The organism is Rhodanobacter sp. Root627 (assembly GCF_001427835.1).
Lineage (GTDB): Bacteria > Pseudomonadota > Gammaproteobacteria > Xanthomonadales > Rhodanobacteraceae > Rhodanobacter > Rhodanobacter ginsenosidimutans.
Map to the genome: position 1 here is coordinate 192,267 of NZ_LMGW01000003.1, position 22,538 is coordinate 214,804.

Annotated in this window: 17 protein-coding genes; 3 read left to right on the forward strand and 14 right to left on the reverse strand. The window is 67.6% G+C overall.

The genetic code is table 11. The annotated features are described in order from the left end of the window. Positions 1–21: 21 nt before the first annotated feature. Positions 22–1,035 carry a carbohydrate kinase gene (locus ASD68_RS13695; protein WP_056607770.1) on the reverse strand — a complete coding sequence of 338 codons (1,014 nt, stop codon included), beginning with the start codon at positions 1,033–1,035 and terminating at the stop codon, positions 22–24. After that, positions 1,032–2,282: a sugar MFS transporter gene (locus ASD68_RS13700; protein WP_056607771.1), complete on the reverse strand. Its 1,251-nt coding sequence runs from the start codon at positions 2,280–2,282 to the stop codon at positions 1,032–1,034. Before ASD68_RS13700 ends, ASD68_RS13695 begins: the two co-directional genes overlap by 4 nt. A gap of 543 nt (positions 2,283–2,825) precedes the next feature. On the opposite strand from ASD68_RS13700, the gene ASD68_RS13705 reads away from it, so the two are divergent. Beyond that, positions 2,826–4,217, forward strand: a complete 1,392-nt coding sequence (locus ASD68_RS13705; protein WP_056607772.1) for a GDSL-type esterase/lipase family protein — start codon at positions 2,826–2,828, stop codon at positions 4,215–4,217. Positions 4,218–4,223: 6 nt separating this feature from the next. Here the strand turns inward: ASD68_RS13705 and ASD68_RS13710 are convergent, their stop codons facing one another. Beyond that, entirely contained in the window at positions 4,224–5,771 is a 1,548-nt protein-coding gene (locus ASD68_RS13710) for a carboxylesterase family protein (RefSeq protein ID WP_056607777.1), read from the reverse strand. Between the two features lie 126 nt (positions 5,772–5,897). Between ASD68_RS13710 and ASD68_RS13715 the strand changes: the two genes are divergently transcribed. Then, a complete protein-coding gene (locus ASD68_RS13715; RefSeq protein ID WP_056607779.1) occupies positions 5,898–7,103 on the forward strand; it encodes an AGE family epimerase/isomerase in 1,206 nt (401 codons plus the stop codon). A gap of 51 nt (positions 7,104–7,154) precedes the next feature. On the opposite strand, the gene ASD68_RS13720 is transcribed toward ASD68_RS13715, so the two are convergent. From ASD68_RS13720 to ASD68_RS13770, 11 genes are all read right to left on the reverse strand, one after another. Next, a complete protein-coding gene (locus ASD68_RS13720) occupies positions 7,155–8,300 on the reverse strand; it encodes an alpha/beta fold hydrolase (protein ID WP_235578746.1) in 1,146 nt (381 codons plus the stop codon). Further along, complete coding sequence (locus tag ASD68_RS13725) at positions 8,297–10,384, reverse strand: alpha-L-arabinofuranosidase C-terminal domain-containing protein (protein ID WP_235578747.1); 2,088 nt, start codon at positions 10,382–10,384, stop codon at positions 8,297–8,299. Before ASD68_RS13725 ends, ASD68_RS13720 begins: the two co-directional genes overlap by 4 nt. A gap of 47 nt (positions 10,385–10,431) precedes the next feature. Beyond that, positions 10,432–13,098, reverse strand: a complete 2,667-nt coding sequence (locus tag ASD68_RS13730; RefSeq protein ID WP_056607782.1) for a glycoside hydrolase family 3 C-terminal domain-containing protein — start codon at positions 13,096–13,098, stop codon at positions 10,432–10,434. A 65-nt stretch (positions 13,099–13,163) separates the two neighbouring features. Beyond that, on the reverse strand, positions 13,164–14,639 hold the full coding sequence (gene trpE, locus ASD68_RS13735; protein ID WP_056608082.1) for an anthranilate synthase component I: 1,476 nt from the start codon (positions 14,637–14,639) through the stop codon (positions 13,164–13,166). 108 nt (positions 14,640–14,747) lie between these two features. Next, positions 14,748–16,772, reverse strand: a complete 2,025-nt coding sequence (locus ASD68_RS13740) for an ATP-binding protein (protein WP_056607783.1) — start codon at positions 16,770–16,772, stop codon at positions 14,748–14,750. Between the two features lie 32 nt (positions 16,773–16,804). Beyond that, positions 16,805–17,398 (reverse strand): hypothetical protein, encoded by a 594-nt coding sequence (locus ASD68_RS13745; RefSeq protein WP_056608084.1) that lies wholly within the window; start codon positions 17,396–17,398, stop codon positions 16,805–16,807. Further along, positions 17,398–18,087 carry a proteobacterial dedicated sortase system response regulator gene (pdsR, locus tag ASD68_RS13750; RefSeq protein WP_056607784.1) on the reverse strand — a complete coding sequence of 230 codons (690 nt, stop codon included), beginning with the start codon at positions 18,085–18,087 and terminating at the stop codon, positions 17,398–17,400. Before pdsR ends, ASD68_RS13745 begins: the two co-directional genes overlap by 1 nt. 115 nt (positions 18,088–18,202) lie before the next feature. Next, entirely contained in the window at positions 18,203–19,003 is an 801-nt protein-coding gene (locus ASD68_RS13755; protein WP_056084761.1) for a hypothetical protein, read from the reverse strand. 536 nt (positions 19,004–19,539) lie between these two features. Beyond that, positions 19,540–20,217 carry a ribulose-phosphate 3-epimerase gene (rpe, locus tag ASD68_RS13760; RefSeq protein ID WP_056607785.1) on the reverse strand — a complete coding sequence of 226 codons (678 nt, stop codon included), beginning with the start codon at positions 20,215–20,217 and terminating at the stop codon, positions 19,540–19,542. A gap of 150 nt (positions 20,218–20,367) precedes the next feature. Next, on the reverse strand, positions 20,368–21,174 hold the full coding sequence (gene djlA, locus ASD68_RS13765; RefSeq protein WP_056607793.1) for a co-chaperone DjlA: 807 nt from the start codon (positions 21,172–21,174) through the stop codon (positions 20,368–20,370). Beyond that, complete coding sequence (locus tag ASD68_RS13770; RefSeq protein ID WP_056607795.1) at positions 21,171–21,485, reverse strand: c-type cytochrome; 315 nt, start codon at positions 21,483–21,485, stop codon at positions 21,171–21,173. Before ASD68_RS13770 ends, djlA begins: the two co-directional genes overlap by 4 nt. A 150-nt stretch (positions 21,486–21,635) precedes the next feature. On the opposite strand from ASD68_RS13770, the gene ASD68_RS13775 reads away from it, so the two are divergent. Continuing rightward, positions 21,636–22,532 (forward strand): phosphoribosylaminoimidazolesuccinocarboxamide synthase, encoded by an 897-nt coding sequence (locus ASD68_RS13775; RefSeq protein ID WP_056607798.1) that lies wholly within the window; start codon positions 21,636–21,638, stop codon positions 22,530–22,532. The last annotated feature ends 6 nt before the right edge of the window (positions 22,533–22,538 follow it).

Below are 22,538 nucleotides of genomic sequence, written 5' to 3' on the forward strand. Positions count from 1 at the left end.
GAAGCCTCCTGAGCGTCCAGTTTACCCGGCGTGCGGCGAAACGGCGGCACCCGCGGCCACGTGTCCGACGAGGAAGTGGCGCACCTCGGACATGTCCGGCATGGCAGAGAACGAACCGCGCCGACCGACCGCCAGCGCACCGCAGGCGGCAGCGAAACCCAACACCGCGTCGCGCGTGTCCGCGTCGACCATCAGATCGGCCAGTGAATTAGGTTGCGCCTGATGCTCGGCAAGGCTGTAGAGCAAGCCGCCCACGAAGGCATCGCCTGCGCCGGTGGTGTCGACGGCAGCTACGGCATGCGGTTGGAAACGACCCGCCTGGGTGGGCGTCAGCCAATGGATCGCGGCCGCGCCGTCGGTGACGATGAGGCAGCGGGCGTGGCCCTGCCACAGGCGTTGATATACCGCCTCGCGGCTGCCCGCCTCGGCGGCCATGAAATCCAGCTCTTCCACGCTCAGCTTGACCAGGTCGGCGGCGTCCAGCGTTGCCCACAAGCGTGGATGTGGCTTCTCGCCCGCGGGCCACAATGCCGGACGCAGGTTCATGTCGAAGCTCACCAGCGCGCCCGCCTTGCGAGCCCTCGTCATGCCTTCCAGCGTCACCGCCGCGATCGCCTCCTCGGTGAGGCTGTTCGAGCACACGTGGAAGATCACCGCGTCGGCGAAGGCGCGTTCGTCGAAGTGACGGCTGCGAAACAGCAAGTCGGCCGATGGTGGCCGATAGAAGCTGAAACTGCGCTCGCCGCTGGCATCGAGCGACACGAACGCCAGCGCCGTGTTCGCCTGGTCGGTGCGCTGCACGTAGCGCATGTCCACGCCCGCATCGGCCAGGCTGCGCAGCAGCAGATCGCCGAACGCATCGGCACCCAGCATGCCGGCGAACGCCGCGTGTCCACCCAGCTTCGCCACCGCCACCGCCACGTTCGCCGGCGCGCCGCCGGCATGCGGCAGGTAGGCCGGCGGCGACGACGGATCGGTGGGCGGCTGGGCGTGGAAATCGATCAGCGCCTCGCCGAAACAGAGGATGCTCTTCATGCCAGGCGCGATCCCTTGAAGCCGTAATACAGGATGTAGACGTAGCACAGCAGCGGAATCACGAACGCATGCTGGATGCCGATCTGGTCGGCCAGCGCGCCCTGCGCGATCGGCAGCACGGCCCCACCCACGATGCCCATGATCATCAACCCCGAGGCGCGACCGGTCAGCGGGCCCATGTTGTCGATGCCCAGGGTGAAGATGGTGGGGAACATGATCGAGTTGAACAGGCCGATCGACACCACCGCCCACACCGCCACGTTGCCGTGCGAAGCCATGGTGCCGATCACCAGCAGCCCGGCGATCAGCGCGAACACGCCCAGCAGCGTGCGCGGGTCGAGCACCTTCATCAGCAGCCAACCCACCGCGCGGCCCACCACGGCACCACCCCAGTACAACGCCACGTAATGGGCGGCGGCGGCTTCGCTGATGTTGCCGATGTCGGGCCGGGCGATGAAGTTGATCAGGAAGCTGCCGATCGACACTTCCGCGCCCACGTAGACAAAGATGGCCACCACGCCCAACGCCACGCGCGGATGGCGCAAGGCGTCGATGAAGCGATGCTCGCTGGCCGCCGAGGCGTCCTCACTGGTGGCCAGCGGCGGCAACCGGAACAGCCAGATCGCCAGCGCCAGCAGCACCAGCACGACGGTCAGTACCAGATAAGGCCCCTGCACCAGCCGCGCCTGCGACATCCGGTAGGCGACCTGTTCGGCTTCCGGCAGCGCGGCCAGCGCGGCGGCCCCCAGCGTGGCGCCGGACAGGATCAGCGGCCCGATGATGTACGGCCCCAGCACCGTGCCCACCGAGTTGAACATCTGCGCCAGGTTCAGCCGGCTCGACGCCAGCCGCGGCTCGCCCAGCAGGCTCACGTACGGGTTGGCCGCCACCTGCAGCGCGGTGATGCCGCTGGCCATGATGAAGAACGCGAACAGGAACAGCGGATACGACGACACCGCGGCCGCCGGCAGAAACAGCACGGCGCCCACCGCGGTCACCAGCAAGCCGGTGATGATGGTGGCGCGGTAGCCGATGCGCGCCAGCAGCGCGCTGCACGGCACCGACATGATGAAATACGCCCCGAAGAAGGTGAACTGCACCAGCATCACCTCGAAATAATTGAGCGTGAAAAGGCCCTTGAGGTGCGGGATCAGGATGTCGTTGAGTACCGTCATCAAGCCCCACATCAGGAACACGGCATTGATCACGATCAGCGCGGTACGGGTACTGGCGTTGCTACGAGGCATGGCGCGGCTACCTTGGTGAAAAACGATGGGTGGGCAGAATCGATGTCGATACCACGCGGAGCTTCCGCCATCCGCGCCGTGGGCGGCAAGCACGGTGACGCTGACGACGACACGCTGCCTGATCCCCGGCTGCCGACGAATCACTCGCCGACCCGTGTGATAACGTTACCCGCAAATCGCGATCAGGAAAAGCCTGCCGCCACATGGGCGCAAATCCGTCGTCTGCGTCTAGGGCAACGCTGATCAAGTATCGCCACCGTCACCCATTCTCTCTGTTCGCAGGCCACAGGGCCGTCGGCGAAGGCAGACTGGCCGTCTGTCGAGGCGGCGGACCGAAGGCATGTGGACAGAGAGGATGGGCCTCAACGTGTTAAATCTGAAACGACGAGGTGATGACTGGAAGGCTCGCAGGCGATGCCGCGCGGCTTGGCAAGACGGCCAGTCTTGCCGGCGCCACGCATCACCACCTGCGAGCCTTCCAGTCATCATGACGGCGGTGATACTTGATCAGCGTTGCCCTAGGCCCCTCTCGGAGAAACCCGCATGAACCTCACCCACGTTGGCCGTGCAGCACATCGATCAAGCCGACCCTGGATCAGACTTCCAGCCGCCCTTGCGCTGTTGCTGCTGGGTATCGCCGGCTCCGCGCTGGCGGCGCCCACCGCCGGCACATGGGTGGAAACCTGGGGCCAGGCGATGGTTTCCCATGTCCAGCCTTCGCCTGGTCACGAGGGCGTTTACGCCGCACCGCATCTGCGCGATGCCACGGTTCGGCAAATCGTGCGGGTCAGCGTGGGCGGCCAACGGGTGCGCGTGCGGTTGTCGAATGTGTACGGCTCGGCGCCGTTGACCATCACCGCGGCCAGCGTGGCGCCGGCCGCCGATGCGGCGGGCGATCACACCGCCATCGAACCTGCGCATAGCCACGCGCTGCGTTTCGGCGGCAAGCCCACGCTGACCATTCCCGCTGGCGCCACGGCGCTGAGCGACCCGATCGCGATGGCTGTGCCGGCATTGTCCAACCTGGTGGTGAGCCTTTATTTCCACGACGACAGCGCCATCGCCGATTACCACGCCGCCCAGACCACGACCACCACGGCGGTGGTGGCGGGCAACGCGCTGCGGGCAGCATCGCTGGCGTCGCGGCCACAGCTTGCGGCGCTCGACAAGGATGCGGCGTCCCATATCTATGTGCTCGAAGGCGTGGAAGTCGAAGCGGCGCAGCCCACCCGCGTCATCGTGGCGTTCGGCGATTCGATCACCGACGGTGCCTATGCCACCGCGCCTGACAAGACTTGGCCGGGCGTGTTGGCCACGCTGGCAAACCGGACAACGTCACCCGGCGCCGGCGTCATCAACACCGGTATCGGCGGTAATGAATTGACCAGCGACCAGACCTATCTGCCGTTCGGCCCGGCCGCGCTGAAGCGTTTCGAGCGCGACGTGATCGACCGCGCCGGGGTGACCGACGTGATCGTGCTGCTGGGTACCAACGACCTCAACCGTGGCATCGATGCGGCCGGCCAGCCGCGCGGCGCGGCCGCTCACGACATCATCGACAGCTTGCGCATGCTGGCCGATGCCGCCCACGCGCATCACCTGCGCATCCACGGCGGCACCATTCCGCCGTTCGCCGGATTCACCGGGGACGGCTGGTATTCACCGGCCACGGAAGCCACGCGCCAGAGCGTCAATCAATGGATTCGCAGCGCCGGCGCGTTCGACAGCGTGGTGGATTTCTCGCCGGCATTGGCCGGCGCGTACAACCCATCGCCGCTGGCCGCGCAACAGCCGACCTTGCCGGAAGGCATGGCCCAGGTGTGCGCCGGCGATACCGGCCTGCATCCGAACGATCGCGGTTACGCGGTGATGGGCACGCTGGCCTACAACATGTTGTTCCATGCGCAGGAGCAGCCGGCCGCGCGCTGCCATTGAGGCAGGTTACACACCGTCGAACAGATCGCAGATCGACCCGCCCAGATGGGTGCCTGCGTGCACGCCGGCGGCGCTCATGTCGACATAGGCCCCGGTGTCTGGCGTGAAGCGGGGCCACGACGGCAACCCCGCGCCGTTGGGATCGCCGGTCTCGATGAAGTTGATGAAGTAGGCCTGCGGGCTCACCGCCGGCCGCGCGGCGTTCAATGGCGTGCCCTCGTACAGGTAGGGCAACTCGGCGCTGTGGTGCGATGGCTCGAAGGAGAACTGCGCCCGCCACGCCGGCGCGCCGTGCGCCGCGTAGCGCGCCAGCACGTGATTGCCCGCGCAGCGGAAATCGGTATCGGTGCCGATGCGCTCGGCCAGCGTTCCCAGGTTCGCCGCATCGGCAGCGGCTCCTGCGTTCCCGTCCACACCGTAATGTCGCGCGGCGGCGGCGTAATGCTGGCCAAATACCTGGTGCAACCGGCGTTCGATCTTCGCGCTGCCGCCGGGCACCTGCAGTTCGATGCGGTTGGTCGAGAGTACATAGGGAATCGCCGTTGCTGGAACGTCGGCGAGACTCGATGCCGGCGGCTCGGTGACGACTTTCCCGTCGACCACGGCCTGCAGCCACAGATAGCTGTCGTCGGTGATGGCATCGGTGTGCAGTTGCAGGTCGGCCGCCAGCAGCGCCTTCAGCGGGGCGTTGCGCAGTTGCTGCAGGTTATCCACGCGCAGCCGCTGTTCGAGCTGCGTGCCCAGCGCCTCGTTCTGCGCGAGGTTGCGCACGCTCTGGCCGAAAGCGGGCGTACCGCCGGTAGCCCATGCGCCGGCGAACAGGTGCTGGTCGCGCGCTTCCAGCGTCAGCAAACCCACGTCCATGCCGCCGGCCGATTGACCGGCGATGGTGACGCGCTGCGGATCGCCACCGAAGCGGCCGATCTCGCGTTGCACCCACTTCAACGCGGCCAGCTGATCCATCAAGCCGTAGTTGCCCGAATGCCCGCCCTGCTCGGCCGACAACGCCGGCAGCGAAATGAAGCCGAGCACGCCGAGCCGGTATTGCACCGACACCACCACGATGCCCGCGTGCGCCAGCTTGATCCGGTCGATGTCCGCCGCCGAGCCGGCCCGGTTCGAGCCACCGTGGATCCACACCAGCACCGGCAGCGGCCGCGACGGGTGCAGGTTCGGCGTGTTGAGGTTGAGGTAGAGGCAGTCCTCGCTGGAATGCATGGCGTCGGCCTTGTTCCAGCCGTAATCGTTCTGCGCGCAGGCCGATGGTGCATGGGTGGCATTGCGCACACCGGACCATGCCGCGACGTCCTGCGGCGCCCGCCAGCGCAGTGCGCCGGTGGGCGGAGCCGCGAACGGTACGCCGAGAAACACTGCGCCGCCCTTGCCGTCCGACTGCCCGGCCAGCCTGCCGTTATCGGTGGAGACGGTGACCTTCGCGGGCGCGGCCAGCGCCGACAGCGACGTCAGCAGCACCAGCCCGAAAAGCAGGCTGCGCAGGCGATGCGGCCTGGAGCCAACGGCGCGCGATGCGCGATGGGAATACGGGTTCCGCATGCGTTTCTCCGGCAACGGTGCGCCTTGTGGCGATGTTCTGGTAACCTTACCACGACATCGCCGCGTGAACCCTCAGTCGCGCGCCGCGGTGCCCGTCCACCGGTCCGGTTTGTGGGAAAGATAGACATGACACTCAGCGAAAGCACTGCCCGTCAGGCGCTCCCCGATTTTCGCTCGCGCGAATTTCTGCTTGGGCATGCCGCTGGCATCATGCGTTTCTATCACCCGCGGTGTATCGATCCGGCGGGCGGTTTTTTTCATTACTTCCGCGACGACGGCAGCATCTACGATCGCGGCGGGCGGCATCTGGTCAGCAGCACGCGCTTCATCTACGACTACGCCATGGCGTGGAAGGCGTTCGGCGACCCGGCGTACCAGCAGGCGTTGCAGCACGGCCTGGATTACCTTCGGCAGGCGCATCGCAACCCGCAAACCGGCGGCTATGCGTGGGAGCTGCGCGATGGCGTGGTCACCGACGCCAGCCAGCATTGCTATGGCCTGGCGTTCGTGGCGCTGGCCTACGCCAAGGCGTTCCACGCCGGCGTCATCGAGGCCGAGGACTGGCTCGACGAAACCTGGGAGCTGATGGAGCAACACTTCTGGGACGCCGACCACGGCCTCTACGCCGACGAGGCGGACGCGGAGTGGAAGCTCAGTGACTACCGCGGGCAAAACGCCAACATGCATGCCTGCGAAGCGTGGCTGGCCGCCTATGCGGCCACCGGCAAGCCGCGCTACCTGGCACGGGCTAAATTGCTGGCCGAGCACATGGTCAATCGCCAGGCCGCGTTGACCGGCGGGCCGGTGTGGGAGCATTACCGCCCCGACTGGTCGGTGGATTGGGAATACAACTTCAACGACCGCAGCAACATCTTCAAGCCGTGGGGTTTCCAGCCCGGTCACCAGACCGAGTGGGCCAAGCTGCTGCTGATCCTGGAGAGCTACGCCCCCGAGCCGTGGTACCTGCCCAAGGCGCAGCAGCTTTTCGACTACGCGCTCACGCAAGCCTGGGATCACGAACACGGCGGCATGGTCTACGGCCTCGACCGTGACGGCGCGTTCTACGACACCGACAAGTACTACTGGGTGCAGGCCGAATCGCTGGCGGCGGCGGCCGTATTGGCCACCCGCACCGGCGAGGAGCGCTACTGGCAGGCCTACCAGAAGCTGTGGCAATACAGCTGGCAGCACATGGTCGACCACCGCTACGGCGCCTGGTACCGCATCCTGAGCCGCGACAACCAGTCGTACAGCGACGAGAAGAGTCCGGCCGGCAAGACCGATTACCACACCATGGGCGCCTGCTACGACGTGCTGGCCTGGATCAGCTGAGCCTCACCAGGCGTCGCCTCCGGCGGGCATGACGCCCGCCTGTCGGGTCGGTTACGGCGTGGCCTCGAACTTCAGATGCTTGCTGAAGAACGGCAGCGCCTCGTCCTGGAAGCGGAACGCCACGTTGCTGACGTGGGTGCCGGGGTAGATCGTGAAGCTGTTGCTGATGCCGTAGCTGTCGAGCACCTCGTGCAGCTTGCGCGCGTCGAAGCGCAGCCCGTCCTGGTCGCCCACGTCGATGGCGATCGCGCCATAGCGACGCAGGTTGCCGATGTACTGGTCGATGAAAACCAGCGGCGCATTGGCCGTCCATTTGGCCAGCACGTCGGGCTGCAGTTCCCCGTTTTTGGTAGGCAGGTCGAAATAGAACGGCGGCTTGGCCGGGTCGGGCGACCACGCCGCGGCGGTGGCCAGCGTGGCCCGCGCCATGAACGGCAGGTCGGTGGCGTCGGCGGCGGATTTGAGCGATTCCAGCGACGCCAGCGCCTTGGCGTCGAGCTGGTCGCCGGTGCGTGGCGACAGGCAGCACGGGCTCATGATGTACAGCGCGCCGAACACGTCGGGGTGCTTCATGCCGATGCGCGTGGCGCCGTAGCCGCCCATGGAATGGCCGACCAGGCCGCGGCTCAGGCGATCGGGCAGCGTGCGGTAGTGGGCGTCGATGTAGGCGACCAGGTCATGTTGGATGAAGGTCTCGAAATCGCCCACGGTGGGCGAGCCCGAATACATCGAACCGCCAAAGACCGTCTTCGAATCGGGCAGCACCACGATCATCGGACGCGCGCCCCTGGCGAACGCGTTTTCGATGGTCTGCGGAACGTGGATTTCCCTGGTCCACTGCTCGGCGCCGATCGAATAGCCGTGCAGCGCATAGACCACCGGATAGTGGCGATCCGGATGGCTGGCATAGCCGGGCGGCAGCACCACCAGCACATCGCGGTCGGCGGACTCGTGCTCCAGGTTGCCCTCCAGCGACGCGCCGTGCACCTTGATGCGCTCGACCGTCACCGCCTTCGCCCCGGCCACGGCCGGCGGGCTGTTGTTCAGTGCCTGCGCCTGTAGCGGCGTACCCCAGAACGCCAACGACACCAGCGCCGCGCCGGCCAGGGCAACCACTCGCCTGATGCCTCCGGATGGGCTCGCGCTCACGGCGTGCCGGTCACGGCAGTGGGTCTTGTCCATGGCTTGGTCGATCATCGGTCACCCTCCAGCGGAAATTCGTAGATCGCGGTGGAGATGGCCGGCACCACCAGCTTCGTACCCAGCGCGGGCACCGTCGATTGCTTGATCGTCACGCCGGGCGCCGCACCGACCTTGTTTTCCGCGGTCAGGCTGGCACCGCTCAGGCGCCAAAGGGTGCCCTTGCCGATGGTGCGGGCGCCGTCGATCGTGATCGATACCGGCTGCGGTTTGTGCGTGGCGTTGACTACGGCGATGGTCAGCGTGCGGCGGTCGGGCGTCAGCGCGGCGACCATGTCCAGCGGATAGGTGGGGCTGCCCGCGTTGACCTTGGGATGGTCGAAGCCCACCGGGTATTTCGGGTCGGGCTGCGGCGCGTTGCCGCTGAGATCGAGCGGGATCATGCCTTCGCCGAAGTGCTCGCCATACAGCTTGAACACCATGCCGGTGGCGTTGAGCGTGGACGCGGTGGGCGTGATGTCCATCGTGGACGAGCCCGTGGTGAACGCGGCCATGCGCAGGAAATCGGAATGGCGCAGCATTTCCTGCATCACCATCGAGTAGGCCAGCGACAGCTTCAGGTTCGGCTTGGCGCCGATGTACGCGTACTCGTCGATCGACAGGAAGGTGTTCGCCGACTTCATCTTCGGGAAGCGCTGCTGGTAGATGCGCCACTCCTCGGCCTTCATGCGCACCTGGTTGGACGGCGCGCGGGCGAACTCCAGCAGCTCGTCGGCGGGTGGCGCGTCGGGGCGCTGTTCGGCGCGGTCGTACCAGTGCTCGCTGATGCCGTCGAAGTTGCCCCAGGCCTCGCGCAGCAGGCCGCCGGTCCAGTCTTCCTCGGTGCCGAACTTGTGCTGGATGCTGGCCAGCGAGGCGTTCTCCTTGGCCTCGCGCGGATGCAGTTGGTCGGGCATGGCGCCCGATCCGATCAGGATGATCGACGGGTCGACCGCACGCATCGCCGCCGCAAAGCGGTTGTGCTTCTGCATGAAGTAATCGAGCGTGGTGCGGCCGATCTGCCACCAGCCGTACGGCTCGTTGCCGATGTTCCAGTAGCGCACGTCGTAGGGTTCTGGGTGGCCGTTGGCGGCGCGTTTGGCGCCCCATTCACTGCTCGCCGGGCCATTGAGGTATTCCACCTCGTCCGCTGCCGAATGGGCGTCGCCCAGGCCCGCGTTGACGGTCACGTAGGGCTCGACGCCGATCAGCCGGGTGAGCGTCATCCACTCGTCCATGCCGAAGTCGTTGGCCTGCATCGCGCTCCAGGCCCGGTCGTACATCGGCGGGCGCAGGTCGCGTGGGCCGATCGCCTCGTGCCAGTCCCAGTTCGACAGGAAATTGCCGCCGGGCAGTCGCCAGAATCCGGAGTTGAGCGTCTTCAGGATCGCCACCGTATCGGCACGCCAGCCGTCGATGTTGTCCGCCGGCATCAGCGACACCACGCCGACGCGGAAGTGGCCCGTACCGGTGCCGGTGATGGTGAACTTCGCATCATCCGTCCGGCGGCCGGCCACGTAATGCAGCGGCACCGTCTGCCACGACGAGGTCGCCGCGGGCAGCTTCACCGTCTGCTGCTGGCGAGTGCCATCGCCCCACGCCAGCGTGACCGAAACGACCGCGCCGGGCGTGCCGCTGAAAACGATGTGGCCGTCATAGGACTTGCCCTTGGCCACGCCGAGGCCGCTCTGGCCGATGCCGCGGACATGCGAGCCATCCAGCGCCACCACCACGTCCTGCGCGCCAACGTAGGGATGGTCGCTGGCCATCGTCACCGCGGTGACGTCGCCGATCGGCCGCCACTTGCGCAGCGGCGGCAGCGGCGGCCCGTCGGTTCTCGGCGGTTGCACGGGATCGTGCGCGGCATCCACCACGGGGAAATAGAACTTGCGGTCGTCGAGCATTTCGGCCCACAAGGAGCGCGCCACCAGGCTGCCGATCGGCTCGATGAACATGCCGTATTCGTAGCGCGACACCGGCTGGTGCTGCCGATCGACATGGATCTGTGCCTGCACGGCCGCCGCCTCGGCAGCGGCGGCGCCGAGTGGCAGCATGGCGACCGCGCAGGCCGCAAACAGCATCCCGATTCGAAACTTCCGCATCATCCCTTCCCCTTCGATGTGTTGTCAGCGCCGCGCCGCGGCTGTTGTCAGTTGGGCATCACCACCGCCCGATCCACCGAGAAACGCGCCTCGCGCGTCGCCACGCCGGTATCGGGCTGGCCCGAACCCACGCTGACGGTGTAATCGCCCTGCATCACCTCGCGCTGGCCGTCGGCGGTGACTGCGCTGAGGTCGCGTGGCGAGAGGTCGAAGCTGACGGTGCGCGTTTCGCCGGGTTTCAACGCCACGCGCTGGAAGCCGCGCAACGCCACCTGCGGTGCGCCCGGAATAGCCGGGAAGCGCAGGTAAAGCTGTGCCACGTCACCGCCTTCGCGCTGGCCGGCGTTGGTCACCACGGTGGACACGTGCAGGCCGTTGGCGGCGCCACCGGCGGCGGGTGTCACCTGAAGCGGCCCGTAGGTGAACTCGGTATAGCTGAGGCCGAAGCCGAACGGATAGACCGGCTCGCCCTTGAAGTAGCGGTAGGTACGGCCTTCCATGCGGTAATCGCCGAACGGCGGCAAGTCGGCCACGCTGCGGTAGAAGGTCAGCGGCAGGCGCCCGCCCGGATCGGTCTTGCCGCTGAGCACGTTGGCGATGGCGAGGCCGCCGGACTGGCCCGGATACCACGCTTCGAGAATCGCCGCGGCGTTCTGCTTGCTCCACGCCAGGTCGATCGGGCTGCCGTTCATGGCCACCACGACCAACGGTTTGCCGGTGGCCTTGGCCTGCTTGAGCATGGCGATCTGGTCGGCCGGCAGGTCCAGCGTGGTCTTGTCGCCGCCGGCGAAGCCGGGCACGGTGACGCCGGTTTCCTCGGCCTCGAGGTCGGAGGTGAGGCCGACCACGGCCACCAGCACGTCGGCCTGCGCCGCGGCGCGATCGAGATCGGCCTCCGGCGTGGTGGAGATGCGCTTCCACGCCAGGTCGACGCCACCAGTCGCATCGACGGTGACGGGATAACGGTGGCCGCGCTCCAGCGTCACCGTCTTCATCGTCGCCAGATCGTTCCAGCGCGACTTGGTGCGATCGATGAAGGCCGCGCCGTCGAACGTCATGGTGCCGAGTGAGCCGGACAGGCCGAGCCGGTAGGTACCGCTTTCCGTGGGCACCAGGAAGCCGGTCCACACAGTGCGGTGATGGTGGTTGACCTTGGCCAGGTCGAGATCGCGCTTGCCCACGTCGGGCTCGATGCGGCTGACCACCGGCTTGGCCTGGTAACGGATGGCGGCGAGTTGCCTGGCCATGTCGGCGGCGTTGAACTTGGCCGGCGGCGGCGTCACCGGGTTGTAGTAGCGCGCCAGCAGCCCGGGCTTGCCATCGGGCGTTTGCAGCACGGCGGTGGGCACGCGGTCACCATCGGTGATCGACGGCCCGAACGGCACCAGGGTGACCTGGGCCGCGGCCAGCACCTGCCGCAGGCCGTCCAGCACCGAGATCGGCGCGCCGCTGAGCGGCGACGAATAGTTGCCGCGCAGCACGCGCGTGGCGTCGCCCAGCGGGCCGATCACGGCCACCTTCACGCCGGTCTTGAGCGGCAGCACGCCGTCGTTCTTCAGCAGCACCAGGGTCTTTTGCGCGGCATCCAGCGCCAGCTGGCTGTTCGCCGCGCTGCCGATGGCCGACGGCGGCACCGCCGGCGCCGTGCCGGGCAGGCCGGCCAGGTCGCCCACGCGGTAGCGCGCCGCGAACAGGCGCACCAGCGCGCGGTCGATGTCGGCCACCGAGATCAGGTCACGCTGCAGCGCTTCGCTGTAGCGATCCTCCAGCCCCGCGGTATCGGACAAGGTCGCGCCGTTGCATTCGTTGTCGACGCCCGCCCGCACCGCGGCGGCGACGGCGGTGGCGCCATCGGGTGCGTAATGATGGTGGTCGCTGATGTCCTTCACCGCATCGCAGTCGGACACCACGTAGCCGGTGAAACCCCACGCGCCGCGCAGGTAATGCTTCAACAGCATGTCGTTGGCGCAGGCGGGCTGGCCGTCGATGCGGTTGTAGGCGCACATGATCGAGCCGGCCTTGGCCTCGGTGATCGCCGCGCGGAAGGCCGGCAGGTAGGTGTCGACCAGGTCGTGTTTCGACACGAAGACGTTGGCCTCATGGCGGGTCGACTCGGGCCCGTTGTGCACGGCGAAATGCTTGGGCGTGGCGATGACCTCCGGCCGATCCGGATTGGGCCCCTGCATGCCTTCGACGAAGGCAACGCCCATGCGCGCAGTGAGGAACGGGTCCTCGCCATAGGTTTCCTGGCCACGGCCCCAGCGCGGGTCGCGGAAGATGTTGAGGTTGGGCGACCAGGTGTCGAGCCCGGTGCCGATGCGACCCAGACGCCCCGTCTCGCGTGCCAGCGTGTGCAGCCCGCGCACTTCGGTGCTGATCGCCGCGGCAACGCGCTTGACCAGCGGCGCATCGAAGCTGGCACCCAGGCCGATCGGCTCGGGGAAGTTGGTGGTGGGCAGCGTGCCCAGCGCGCCGTGCAGCGATTCGGTCCACCAGTTGTAGCGCGGGATGCCCAGCCGCGGGATGGCCGGCGCCACGTTGAGCAGTTGCGGCAGTTTCTCGGCCAGCGTCATCCGCGCCACCAGCGCCTCGGCCTTCGCGGTGGCCGCATCGGTGGCGGTCTGGCTGGCGGCAGGTGCCGCTTGTGCCGCCACCGTGAGTGGAGCCAGTGCCGCCAACGCGACGACGGCCGAGATTCCTGTCCAGATACGCATGCTTGGCTCCCCTTCGATGGTTTGCGCAGTCAGTGACTGCCATGTTTCGCGTTCGATATGTGGCCTTACAGACCCTTGGCCGCCTGCGCCACGGCGCGGAACAGCGCGCGGCCCTTGTTCATCGTCTCCTCCCACTCGGCGGCGGGGTCGGAGTCGTAGACGATACCGGCACCGGCCTGCACGTGCAGGCGGCCATCCTGGATCACCGCGGTACGGATGGCGATGGCGGTGTCGGCGTCGCCCCACCAGCCGATCCAGCCGATCGCGCCGGCGTAGATGTTGCGCTTGTACGGCTCCAGCTCCTGGATGATTTCCAGCGCGCGGATCTTCGGCGCGCCGCTGAGCGTGCCGGCGGGGAACGTGGCTTTCAGCACGTCCATGTAGCTGAGGCCGGCGCGCGCGGTGCCCTGCACTTGCGACACGATGTGCATCACGTGCGAGTAGCGTTCGATCGCGAACGAGTCGCTGACTTCCACGCTGCCGGTTTCGCTGATGCGGCCGATGTCGTTGCGGCCCAGGTCGATCAGCATCACGTGCTCGGCGCGCTCCTTCGGGTCGGCCAGCAGCTCGGCTTCCAGCGCCTGGTCCTCCTCCTCTGTGGCGCCGCGCTTGCGCGTGCCGGCCAGCGGGCGCACCAGCACCTTGCCGTCCTTCAGCCGCGCCAGGATCTCCGGCGAGGAGCCCACGATCTGGGTGGCGCCCAGGTCCACGAAATACATGTACGGCGAGGGATTCAACGCACGCAGCGCGCGATAGACGTCCACCGGCCGCGCATTGAAACCGATGCTGAGCCGCTGCGACGGCACCACCTGGAAGATGTCGCCGGCGCGGATGTACTCCTTCGCCTTCTCCACCATCGCCTCGAACTCCTCACGGGTGAACGAGGATTTGAAATCGCCCTCGTCCAGCGCCACCGACTGCGCCAGCTGCGGGTACGAGGCGCCGCCCTGACGCAGCCGGTAGACCAGCGCGTCGAGCCGGCGCTGCGCCTCGGCGTACGCCTGCGGCTGCGATGGATCGGCGTGCACGATCAGGTAAAGCCGGCCCTTGAGATTGTCGAATACGGCCACTTCCTCGGCCAGCATCAGCAGCACGTCGGGCGTGCCCAGCTCGTCGGCGCGGTCCCACCGGGCCAGCCGGGGCTCGATGTAGCCGATCGTCTCGAAGCCGAAATAGCCGACCAGGCCGCCGGAGAACGCGGGCAACTGCGGTAGCCGCGGCACGTCGTACTGCGCGCGCAGTTTCTCGATCTCGCCCAGCGGGTCATCGAGGTGGCGGTGTTCGGTGACTTCGCCCGAATCCTCCACTTCCAGCTCGTGGCCGCGCAGGCGGTACACGCGTTTCGCCGGCAGGCCGATGATCGAATAGCGTCCCCAGGTGGCGCCGCCCTCGACCGATTCGAACAGGAAGGTGTACGGGCCATCGGCCAGTTTCAGGTACACCGACAGCGGCGTGTCGAGGTCGGAAAACACCTCGCGCACCAGCGGTATGCGCGTATGCCCTTGGGCAGCCAGCGCGTCGAACTCGTCTCGGGAAATCACGTGGATGATCCGGATGGCCAAACGGGGAACGGCCATTGTAGGGGCAGTCGCAAACATCCCGCGAATCGGGCCTTTCGCTCCTCCCCTGCAACGGAGGGAGGAGCGATCTCAAGCCAGCCGCTGCCGCGGCATGTGCCGCAGCCGCAGGCTGAAGGCCACGCCGCTGCCGTCATCGAGATTGCGCGCGCTGGCGCTGCCGCCGTGGCGCTCGGCCACCAGCCGCACCACGTACAGGCCCAGACCGAGATGCGGCGCGTCGCCGGGCACGGCCTTGTCGCGCAGGCTCACCAGCGAGTCGAACAGACGGCCCTGCATCGCCGCCGGCAACGGCGCACCTTGGTTGGCCAGCTCGATCTCGGCGCCGTCGTCGAGCGGGCGCAGGCTGAGCCGCAGCCAGCCATCTTCCGGGGTGAACGACAGCGCGTTGTCGAACAGCTTGTCCAGTGCCTGGGCGATCAGCTCGGGCGCGCAGTGCATGGGCAGCGATGACTCCGGCAGCACGCAGTCGAGGCGGCGCGTGCCGGCCAGCGCGCGGTACGCATCGGCGCAACCGCGCACCACATCGCGCAGGTCCACATCCTCCGCCTCGGCAGCGGCGATCGCGCGTTCCATGCGGCTGGCCTCGCCCATGGCGCGCACTAGCGCACCGAGACGTGCCGCGCCATCGCGGGCGCGGGCCAGGTAAGGCTGCGCCTCGGCGGGGAGCTGGGCATGTTCGAGGTTGTCCAGCGAGGACTTCACGATGGCCAGCGGCGTGTTCAACTCGTGCGACAGCTTCGACGCCAGCGTGCGCAGGTAATCGGTATAGCCGCCCACCACGTCGAACAGCTTCTCGAAGCTGCGCGCCAGGTCGCCGATCTCGTCGCGCGCGTCGCTCATGGGAAACGTGATGCGCTGGGTTTGGCCGTCCAGCTGTCCATCGTTCAACTGCGCCCGTTCGGCCGCATTGCGCAAGCGAGCCAGGCGCACGCTGAGGCGGGTGGCGAACGCCAGCAGGATCGCGCCCGCCAGCAGCAGCACGCCGACGCTGGTCAGCAGCAGGCCCAGCAGCGCGCGATTGGCCAGCAGCGGCACCGCGCGGCTGGCCTGTTCCAGCAGCAACACGCCGTCGATCCGGCCATCGCGAACGATCGGCACGGCCGCCGACAGCACCACGCTGCCGCGCTCCTCGCCGGCGCGCCACACGCTGGCGGGATGGCCCGAGGCCGCGGTGGCCACTTCACCGGTTGCCAGCCGCGGCACGTCCTGCGACCACAGATCCGCATCTTCCAGCCGCGCTGCCAGCAGCGAGCGATAGACCAGCGAGGCGAACCAGCCGGGCTGGGCATCCACGCCGGGGCGGGTATTCAGCCCACCGCTGCGTGCCAGCAACCAGCCGCCCGGTGCCAACACGCGTGCCTGCACGCGGTCCGGCGCCAACTGCGCCAGTTCGGCCGACAGCGCCTCCGAGTAGCCCAGCAACGGTCGCACCGGGGCCGCCATGCGGTCGCCACCGGTGGCGGCGACGTAGGCACCCACGCCCAAGCCGCGCAACGGCAGCGTGGCCGGCAGGCGCAGTTCCACCCGGAAGCCGCTGCCGTCCTCCTGCCATTGCGCCGCAAGCTGGTCGGGCAACCCGGGTACCGGCGGATCGAGCAGTTGGGCCACGACGGCACCCGGCGCCGCACTGGCCAGCAGATAGCGTTGTTGCCCGGCGTCGTTGGCCAGCGCGAGGATCAGGTGATCGGCGGCCAGCGCGTTCGCGTCGCCTGCGTCGGCGCGCGTGCGTTGGGTGTCGCTGACCTGCGCGTACAGGTACAAGCCGTCACCATCGCGCGCCAGCAACAGACTGCCGTCGGTCCCGCGACCCGGATTGAGCGGCTGACGCCACGGCGTCAGCGGCGCCCAGTCGTCGGCGTAACCATCCACGGTGATCGGGTTGACCGCGGTCTGCACGTACCAGCCCGCGTCGCCTTGCGCCTGCACCGCGCCGGTGACCGCCAGGCTGCGCGCCACCGCCCGTGCCGAGGCCAGCAAGGCTTGCGCCTGGCCTTCGCGCAGCAGCGATTCCATTTGTCGCGCGTACTGCCAGCCAGCCACCGGCAAGGCCAGCGTGCACAGCGCCACCAGCAACAGTTTGCGGCGCAGCGTCATGCGCCAGCGGCCCGCATCAACGGCATGACCGTTCAGCCACCACGCGGGCCAGTTGCATGCGCCGGTACGTGCGCTTCATGGTCGCGGTGATAGCGGGTGGCCACCACCACCCGCATGAAATCATCGAGCAGGGCGCGCCGCTGCGGGTCGTTGTCGTTCACCGTCATCGACCAGCTGAGACGAACCCCGCTGGCCTTGCCCGGGTCGCAAAACACCAGCACATCGTCGATGTGGTCGCTGCCCTGGTAGACCGTGGCCTCGCAGCTCATGGTCCGGTGCCGCACGGCGAAGCTGGATACCTTGCCGGCGGGATCGAGCTGCAGGTAGCGCTTGTGGTCGGCCTCGATTTCCGCCGCCATCGTGGGCAGTTTCTGCGGCCACACATTGAGCACCATCACGCGCTGCGGCTTGCCGGTCCATTCGCCCTGGTAGAGCACGGCATCGACGCCGATCGCGCGGGCGTACAGGCAGCAGTCGCGGGTCCAGCCCGCCGGTGTGGCCACGTCGATCGACCACGCCGGCGCCGCACCATCGCGGGCACCGTGCGCCAGCGTGTCATCCGCCGCCGTCGCGGCGACCGTGCCAGCGAAGAACGACAGCACCAGCACCATCCACATGCGTGGCATCACGGCTTCCACCGGTAGCCCACGCCGTGCACGGTTTCGATCGCATCGAACTCCGGCGCCACCGCGATGAATTTCTTGCGGATGCGCTTGATGTGCGAGGTGATGGTGGCGTCGTCCACGACCAGTTCCGCCTCGCGCATCAACTGGTCGCGGTTTTTCACGTGGCCGGGGAAGCGGATCAGCGTGTGCACCATCCAGAATTCGGTGACGGTCAGCGGCACTTCGGCATCGTTCCAGGTAATGCGCATGCGCTCGGATTCCAGCTTCAGCGGCCCATGCTCGATCACCGTCTCGCTGGACGCCGGCGCCTGCAACGACGCGATGCGCCGGAACAGCGCCGCGATGCGTGCGGCCAGCTGATGCAGGCTGGTGTCCTTGCTGAGGTAGTCGTCGGCGCCCAGGCGCAGGCCGGAGATCACGTCGAAATCCGAATCGCGCGCGGTGAGGAAAATCAGCGGCAAGGTGGCCGACTTCGCCCGCAACTCGCGGCACAGGTCGAAGCCGCCTTCCGGCTCGTCGCCCAGGCCGATGTCGATGATCACCAGCTCCGGTAGCCGCATCGCGAATGCGCTGGACGCCTCCTGCCGCGAGGCGTAACCGCGGGCGTCATAGCCGAAACGGTTCAACGCCTCGACGTAGTTGGCGCGAATGGACGGCTCGTCCTCGACGATGGCAATGCTGCGACCCATGGCTGGCTCCCGTGTGGAGCGTGCAGCGTGCTATGCGCGCTGCCGCCACGCAAGGCGCGGCGGCGCGACGCCCGCGTTTTGCCATGGGCAACACCCGGGATTGCCTTGCCAGTGCCTACTTCGAGGGACCTTCGACCGCCTTCAGCGCGCCGACACTGACATGCCCGGCCCAACCGTCGAACAACTGCTCGGCGTACACATCCAGCTTCTTCGCCACGAGCTCCACCGGCATGTCGGCCCCGCCGCAGGCGGACATGTTGTTGTTGGCCTGGTATTCGGGCACGACCGTACCGATGTGGGACACGTTCAAGCCGGCGATGCAGACCTGCTGACCCGCGCTGGACCGCGCCACCAGGGCATCGCGCTCATGCTCGAAACGCATTTCCGCGCGCCGCGCCGCGTGCGCATCCTCATACGTGGGCAGCATCGATTGCCACAGGGCCTGCGCCCGTGTCCGCTCTTGCGGCGTGGCCTGTTGCCACGCCGAGGCGAAGATCGCGCTGTAGTTCGGGTCCTTGCGTTCCGCCGCCAGGCCCATCCAGGCCAGCCCGAGCGGGCGGTCGAGCCGGCCGGTGTCGCCCTTGAAGTAGCCGATGCCCAGCAGGAACTGCGCCGACTTGTTGCCCCAGCCGGCTGCAATCCGCAGCATCCTCCTGCTGCGGGGATAATTTCCCTTGGCCAGGTCGCGAACCCCTACGCAGTAGTAGTAGCTGCCCGGCAGGAAGTGCTCCAGGCCCTGCGGGCAATAGACCTTGCTCAGGTCATCGACCGTCCGGTCGATTTCAAACAGGCTCGCCGAACCGGTGCCGCCGGTTGTCGGGGCAGATTTTTGCTGGTCGATGCTGGCGGCGCTCGCGCATGAGGCAAGGCCCAGTGCCCCGGCGAGAATCGCTCCACCCAAGCTCTTGAAATCCATGACCGCCACCTCCTTCGATGTGCGCCGAGGGCCCGGCAACGCCGGTGCCCCGGTATCGCCAGAAATCTGCCGCCGAATTGCCTGCTTCGGACAGTAATCCCACCCCACGAACCGTTCAAATTCGTCGTGTACCCCCAACCCCGTGAACGCCATGCCTGCTTCCGATCGATTGAACGTGGACCCCAATGCCGAGCTGCGCAGCTTCGAACCCTTGCGCGTCACGCTGGCCCTCGGCGCGTTGCTGCTGGGCTTCCTGCTGGGCGCGTACTGACGGCGACACGGATGCGCCAGCGGCGGAAACCTGAACAAATCCGCCGTGTTGGCTCGGGAACCAACCCGGTTTGCCCGGGTCAGAACAGGGGATTGGCTTCGTCATGCCATTGCCGTGGACACCGAGGTCGTCGCTGATCCCTCTCTGCAGCGGCGGCACCGGTCGGCGGGGCCAATCGAGTGGTGACTCACACGTCGACGATGACGTTTCTCCCGGCCAGTCCCTGCTGGCCGGGATTTTTATGCGTGGCTCGGCGGCTCGGGGTTCAGCGAGCCTGGGCGATGGCTTCGCGCATCGCGGCGATCTCGGCGCGGTAATCGCCGGCGTGGAAGATCGCCGAGCCGGCCACGAAGGTGTCGGCGCCAGCGGCCGCGATGGCCCCGATATTCTGCGCCGTGACGCCGCCGTCGATCTCCAGCCGGATCGCGTGGCCGCTGGCGTCGATGCGCTGGCGCACCTGGCGCAGTTTCTCCAACGCGGTGGGGATGAACTTCTGCCCGCCGAAGCCCGGGTTGACCGACATGATGAGGATCATGTCGAGCTTGTCCATCACGTAATCGAGATGGTCCAGCGGCGTGGCCGGGTTGAACACCAGGCCGGCCTGGCAGCCCGAATCCCTGATCAGCCCCAGCGTGCGATCGATGTGCTCGCTGGCTTCGGGGTGGAAGCTGATCAGGCTGGCACCGGCCTTGGCGAAGTCCGGCACGATGCGGTCCACCGGCTTGACCATCAGGTGCACGTCGATCGGTGCGGTGATGCCGTACTTGCGCAGCGCGCCCAGCACCATCGGGCCCATGGTGAGGTTGGGCACGTAATGGTTGTCCATCACGTCGAAATGCACCCAATCCGCACCGGCCGCCAGCGCGGCGGCGGTGTCCTCGCCCAGCCGCGCGAAATCGGCGGCGAGGATGGAGGGGGCGATGATCGGGGCTTGCTTGGTCATTTGAGGGCCGGGAATCGGGAATGGGGAATCGGGAATGGGAAGTTCACGAGGTCCGTGAGGAATACGGTAATCATGATGCTCTGAAACCGATGTATCCAGCCGGCACGTCACGGCCAAGCGCCTAAACCGATTCCCTATTCCCCATTCCCGTCACTTGAACCCGCGCGCTTCCTTGATCCGGTCGTACGCCGCGTTGATCTCGCTGGCGCGCGACTCGGCGCGCTTGCGCATGTCGTCGGGCAGGTCACCCAAGCGGTCGGGATGGTGTTCGGAAATCAGCTTGCGGTAGGCGCGCTTGATCGCGCGATCGTCGGCGTTGCGGTCGACGCCCAGCACGGTATACGGGTCGGGGCCCTGGCTGGAGCGTTGCGGCGGCACGTAGCCGCCCGGACCCGCACCCGGGCCATGGCCGCGTCGGCCGGGGCCGGCATTCCAGGCATAGCCCTTCATCGCCATCAGCGCCATCAGCTCCATGTCGCTGATGCGCAGCGCGAACGCCAGCTGGCGCAGGATGGCCATTTTCTCCGGCGGCGGGTTGCCTTCGGCCAGCACGGTCTCGATCACCACATCCAGCACCGGGAACGCGTGGTCGCGGCGCATGCCCACCCATTGGCGCAACTCGTTGATGGTGTGGGTGACGTCGAACTCCGGCTGCTTGCCCACATTGAAACTGGTGGCCGCCTGCTTGCGCTGCTCGGCGCCCAGGCCCATGCGGCTCATCAGGCGCTCGGCGATGGCGATTTCTGCCTCCGACACGCGGCCATCGGATTTCGCCACCGCGCCCAGCAGGGTGAACAGCGGACCCACGAAACCGCCCGCCTCCGGCGTGGCGCGCTTGCGTTGGCTGTGGCGCAGGTTGTCGAAGATGAAGCCGATGATCGCGCCGGTGATCGCGCCGGCGCCGTGCCCGATCAGCAGGCCGAAGAACGTGAACCACAAGGTATACGAGTAACTCATGGCTGCGCCTGCCGCGTGGTGGGCTGCGCGCTGTACCAGCGCGCCAGCGCGTCGAGGTCGGCGGCGCTCACGGCGCCGATGGCGGTGCGCATCACCGGTACGTCGCGGCGGCCGTCGCGATACTGCGCCAGCGCGTCGCGCAGGTAGTCGAGCCGCTGGCCGGCCAGGTTCGGCACGCCGGGCATGGTGGATTCACCGTTGGCGCCGTGGCAGGCCGCGCACAAGCCCAGCCGCGCGGGGCGCGGCACGGTCTGGGCGCAAAGCGTGGAAGCGGCGACAAGGCACAGTCCCGCGAGCAATGAAATTCGCATCGGCAACACATGGGGCTAAAGGTCGACAATTCTAGCAGTGCACCCGCAACCCGCCGCGCGGACCGGACGCCGTGTGCGCCGATGCCGCATTTCCGGCCACCCGGCCGCAGCCGTTAGAATGGGCATCTCTCCCCCAGCGGAACCGCCGTCGTGCCCACCACCTTGCTGCAATCGAACCTGCCCGGCCTGGAATTGATTCACCGTGGCAAGGTGCGCGACGTCTACGCGCTGTCCGACGACCGCTTGCTGATGGTGGCGACCGACCGGCTCTCGGCCTTCGACGTGGTGCTGCCAAACCCGATCCCGGGCAAGGGCGAGATGCTGACCCAGATCTCCAACTTCTGGTTCGCCAAGACCGCGCATCTGGTCCCCAACCATCTGCTCGACGTGCCGCTGGCCGAGGTACTGCCGCCCGGCACCGACCTGGCGCTGTACGAAAAGCGCGCGGTGGTGACGCGGCGGCTGAAGCCGGTGCCGGTGGAGGCGATCGCTCGCGGCTACCTGATCGGCTCCGGCTGGAAGGATTATCGCGCCACGGGCGCGCTGTGCGGCATCACCTTGCCGGCCGGACTGCAGCAGGCACAGCAACTGCCGGAACCGATCTTCACCCCGTCGACCAAGGCCGCCGTGGGCGACCACGACCAGAACGTCAGCTACGAAGTGATGGTTGACGCGGTGGGCGCCGAGCTGGCCGGCAAGGTGCGCGAGGCCACGCTGGCGATCTACCGCTGGGCGGCGGCGTATGCGGCCGAGCGCGGCATCATCATCGCCGACACCAAGCTGGAATTCGGCACCGATGCCAGCGGCAAGCTGTACGTGATGGACGAGATGCTGACGCCCGACTCCTCGCGCTTCTGGCCCGCCGACGAATACCGCGTGGGCATCAGCCCGCCCAGCTACGACAAGCAGTTCGTGCGCGACTGGCTGGAAACGCAGGACTGGAACAAGACCGCGCCCGGTCCGGTGATCCCCGACGAGGTGATCGCCCGCACCGCCGCGAAATACGGCGAAGCGCTGCACAAGCTGGCCGGCATCCGGCTCGACTGATCGGCC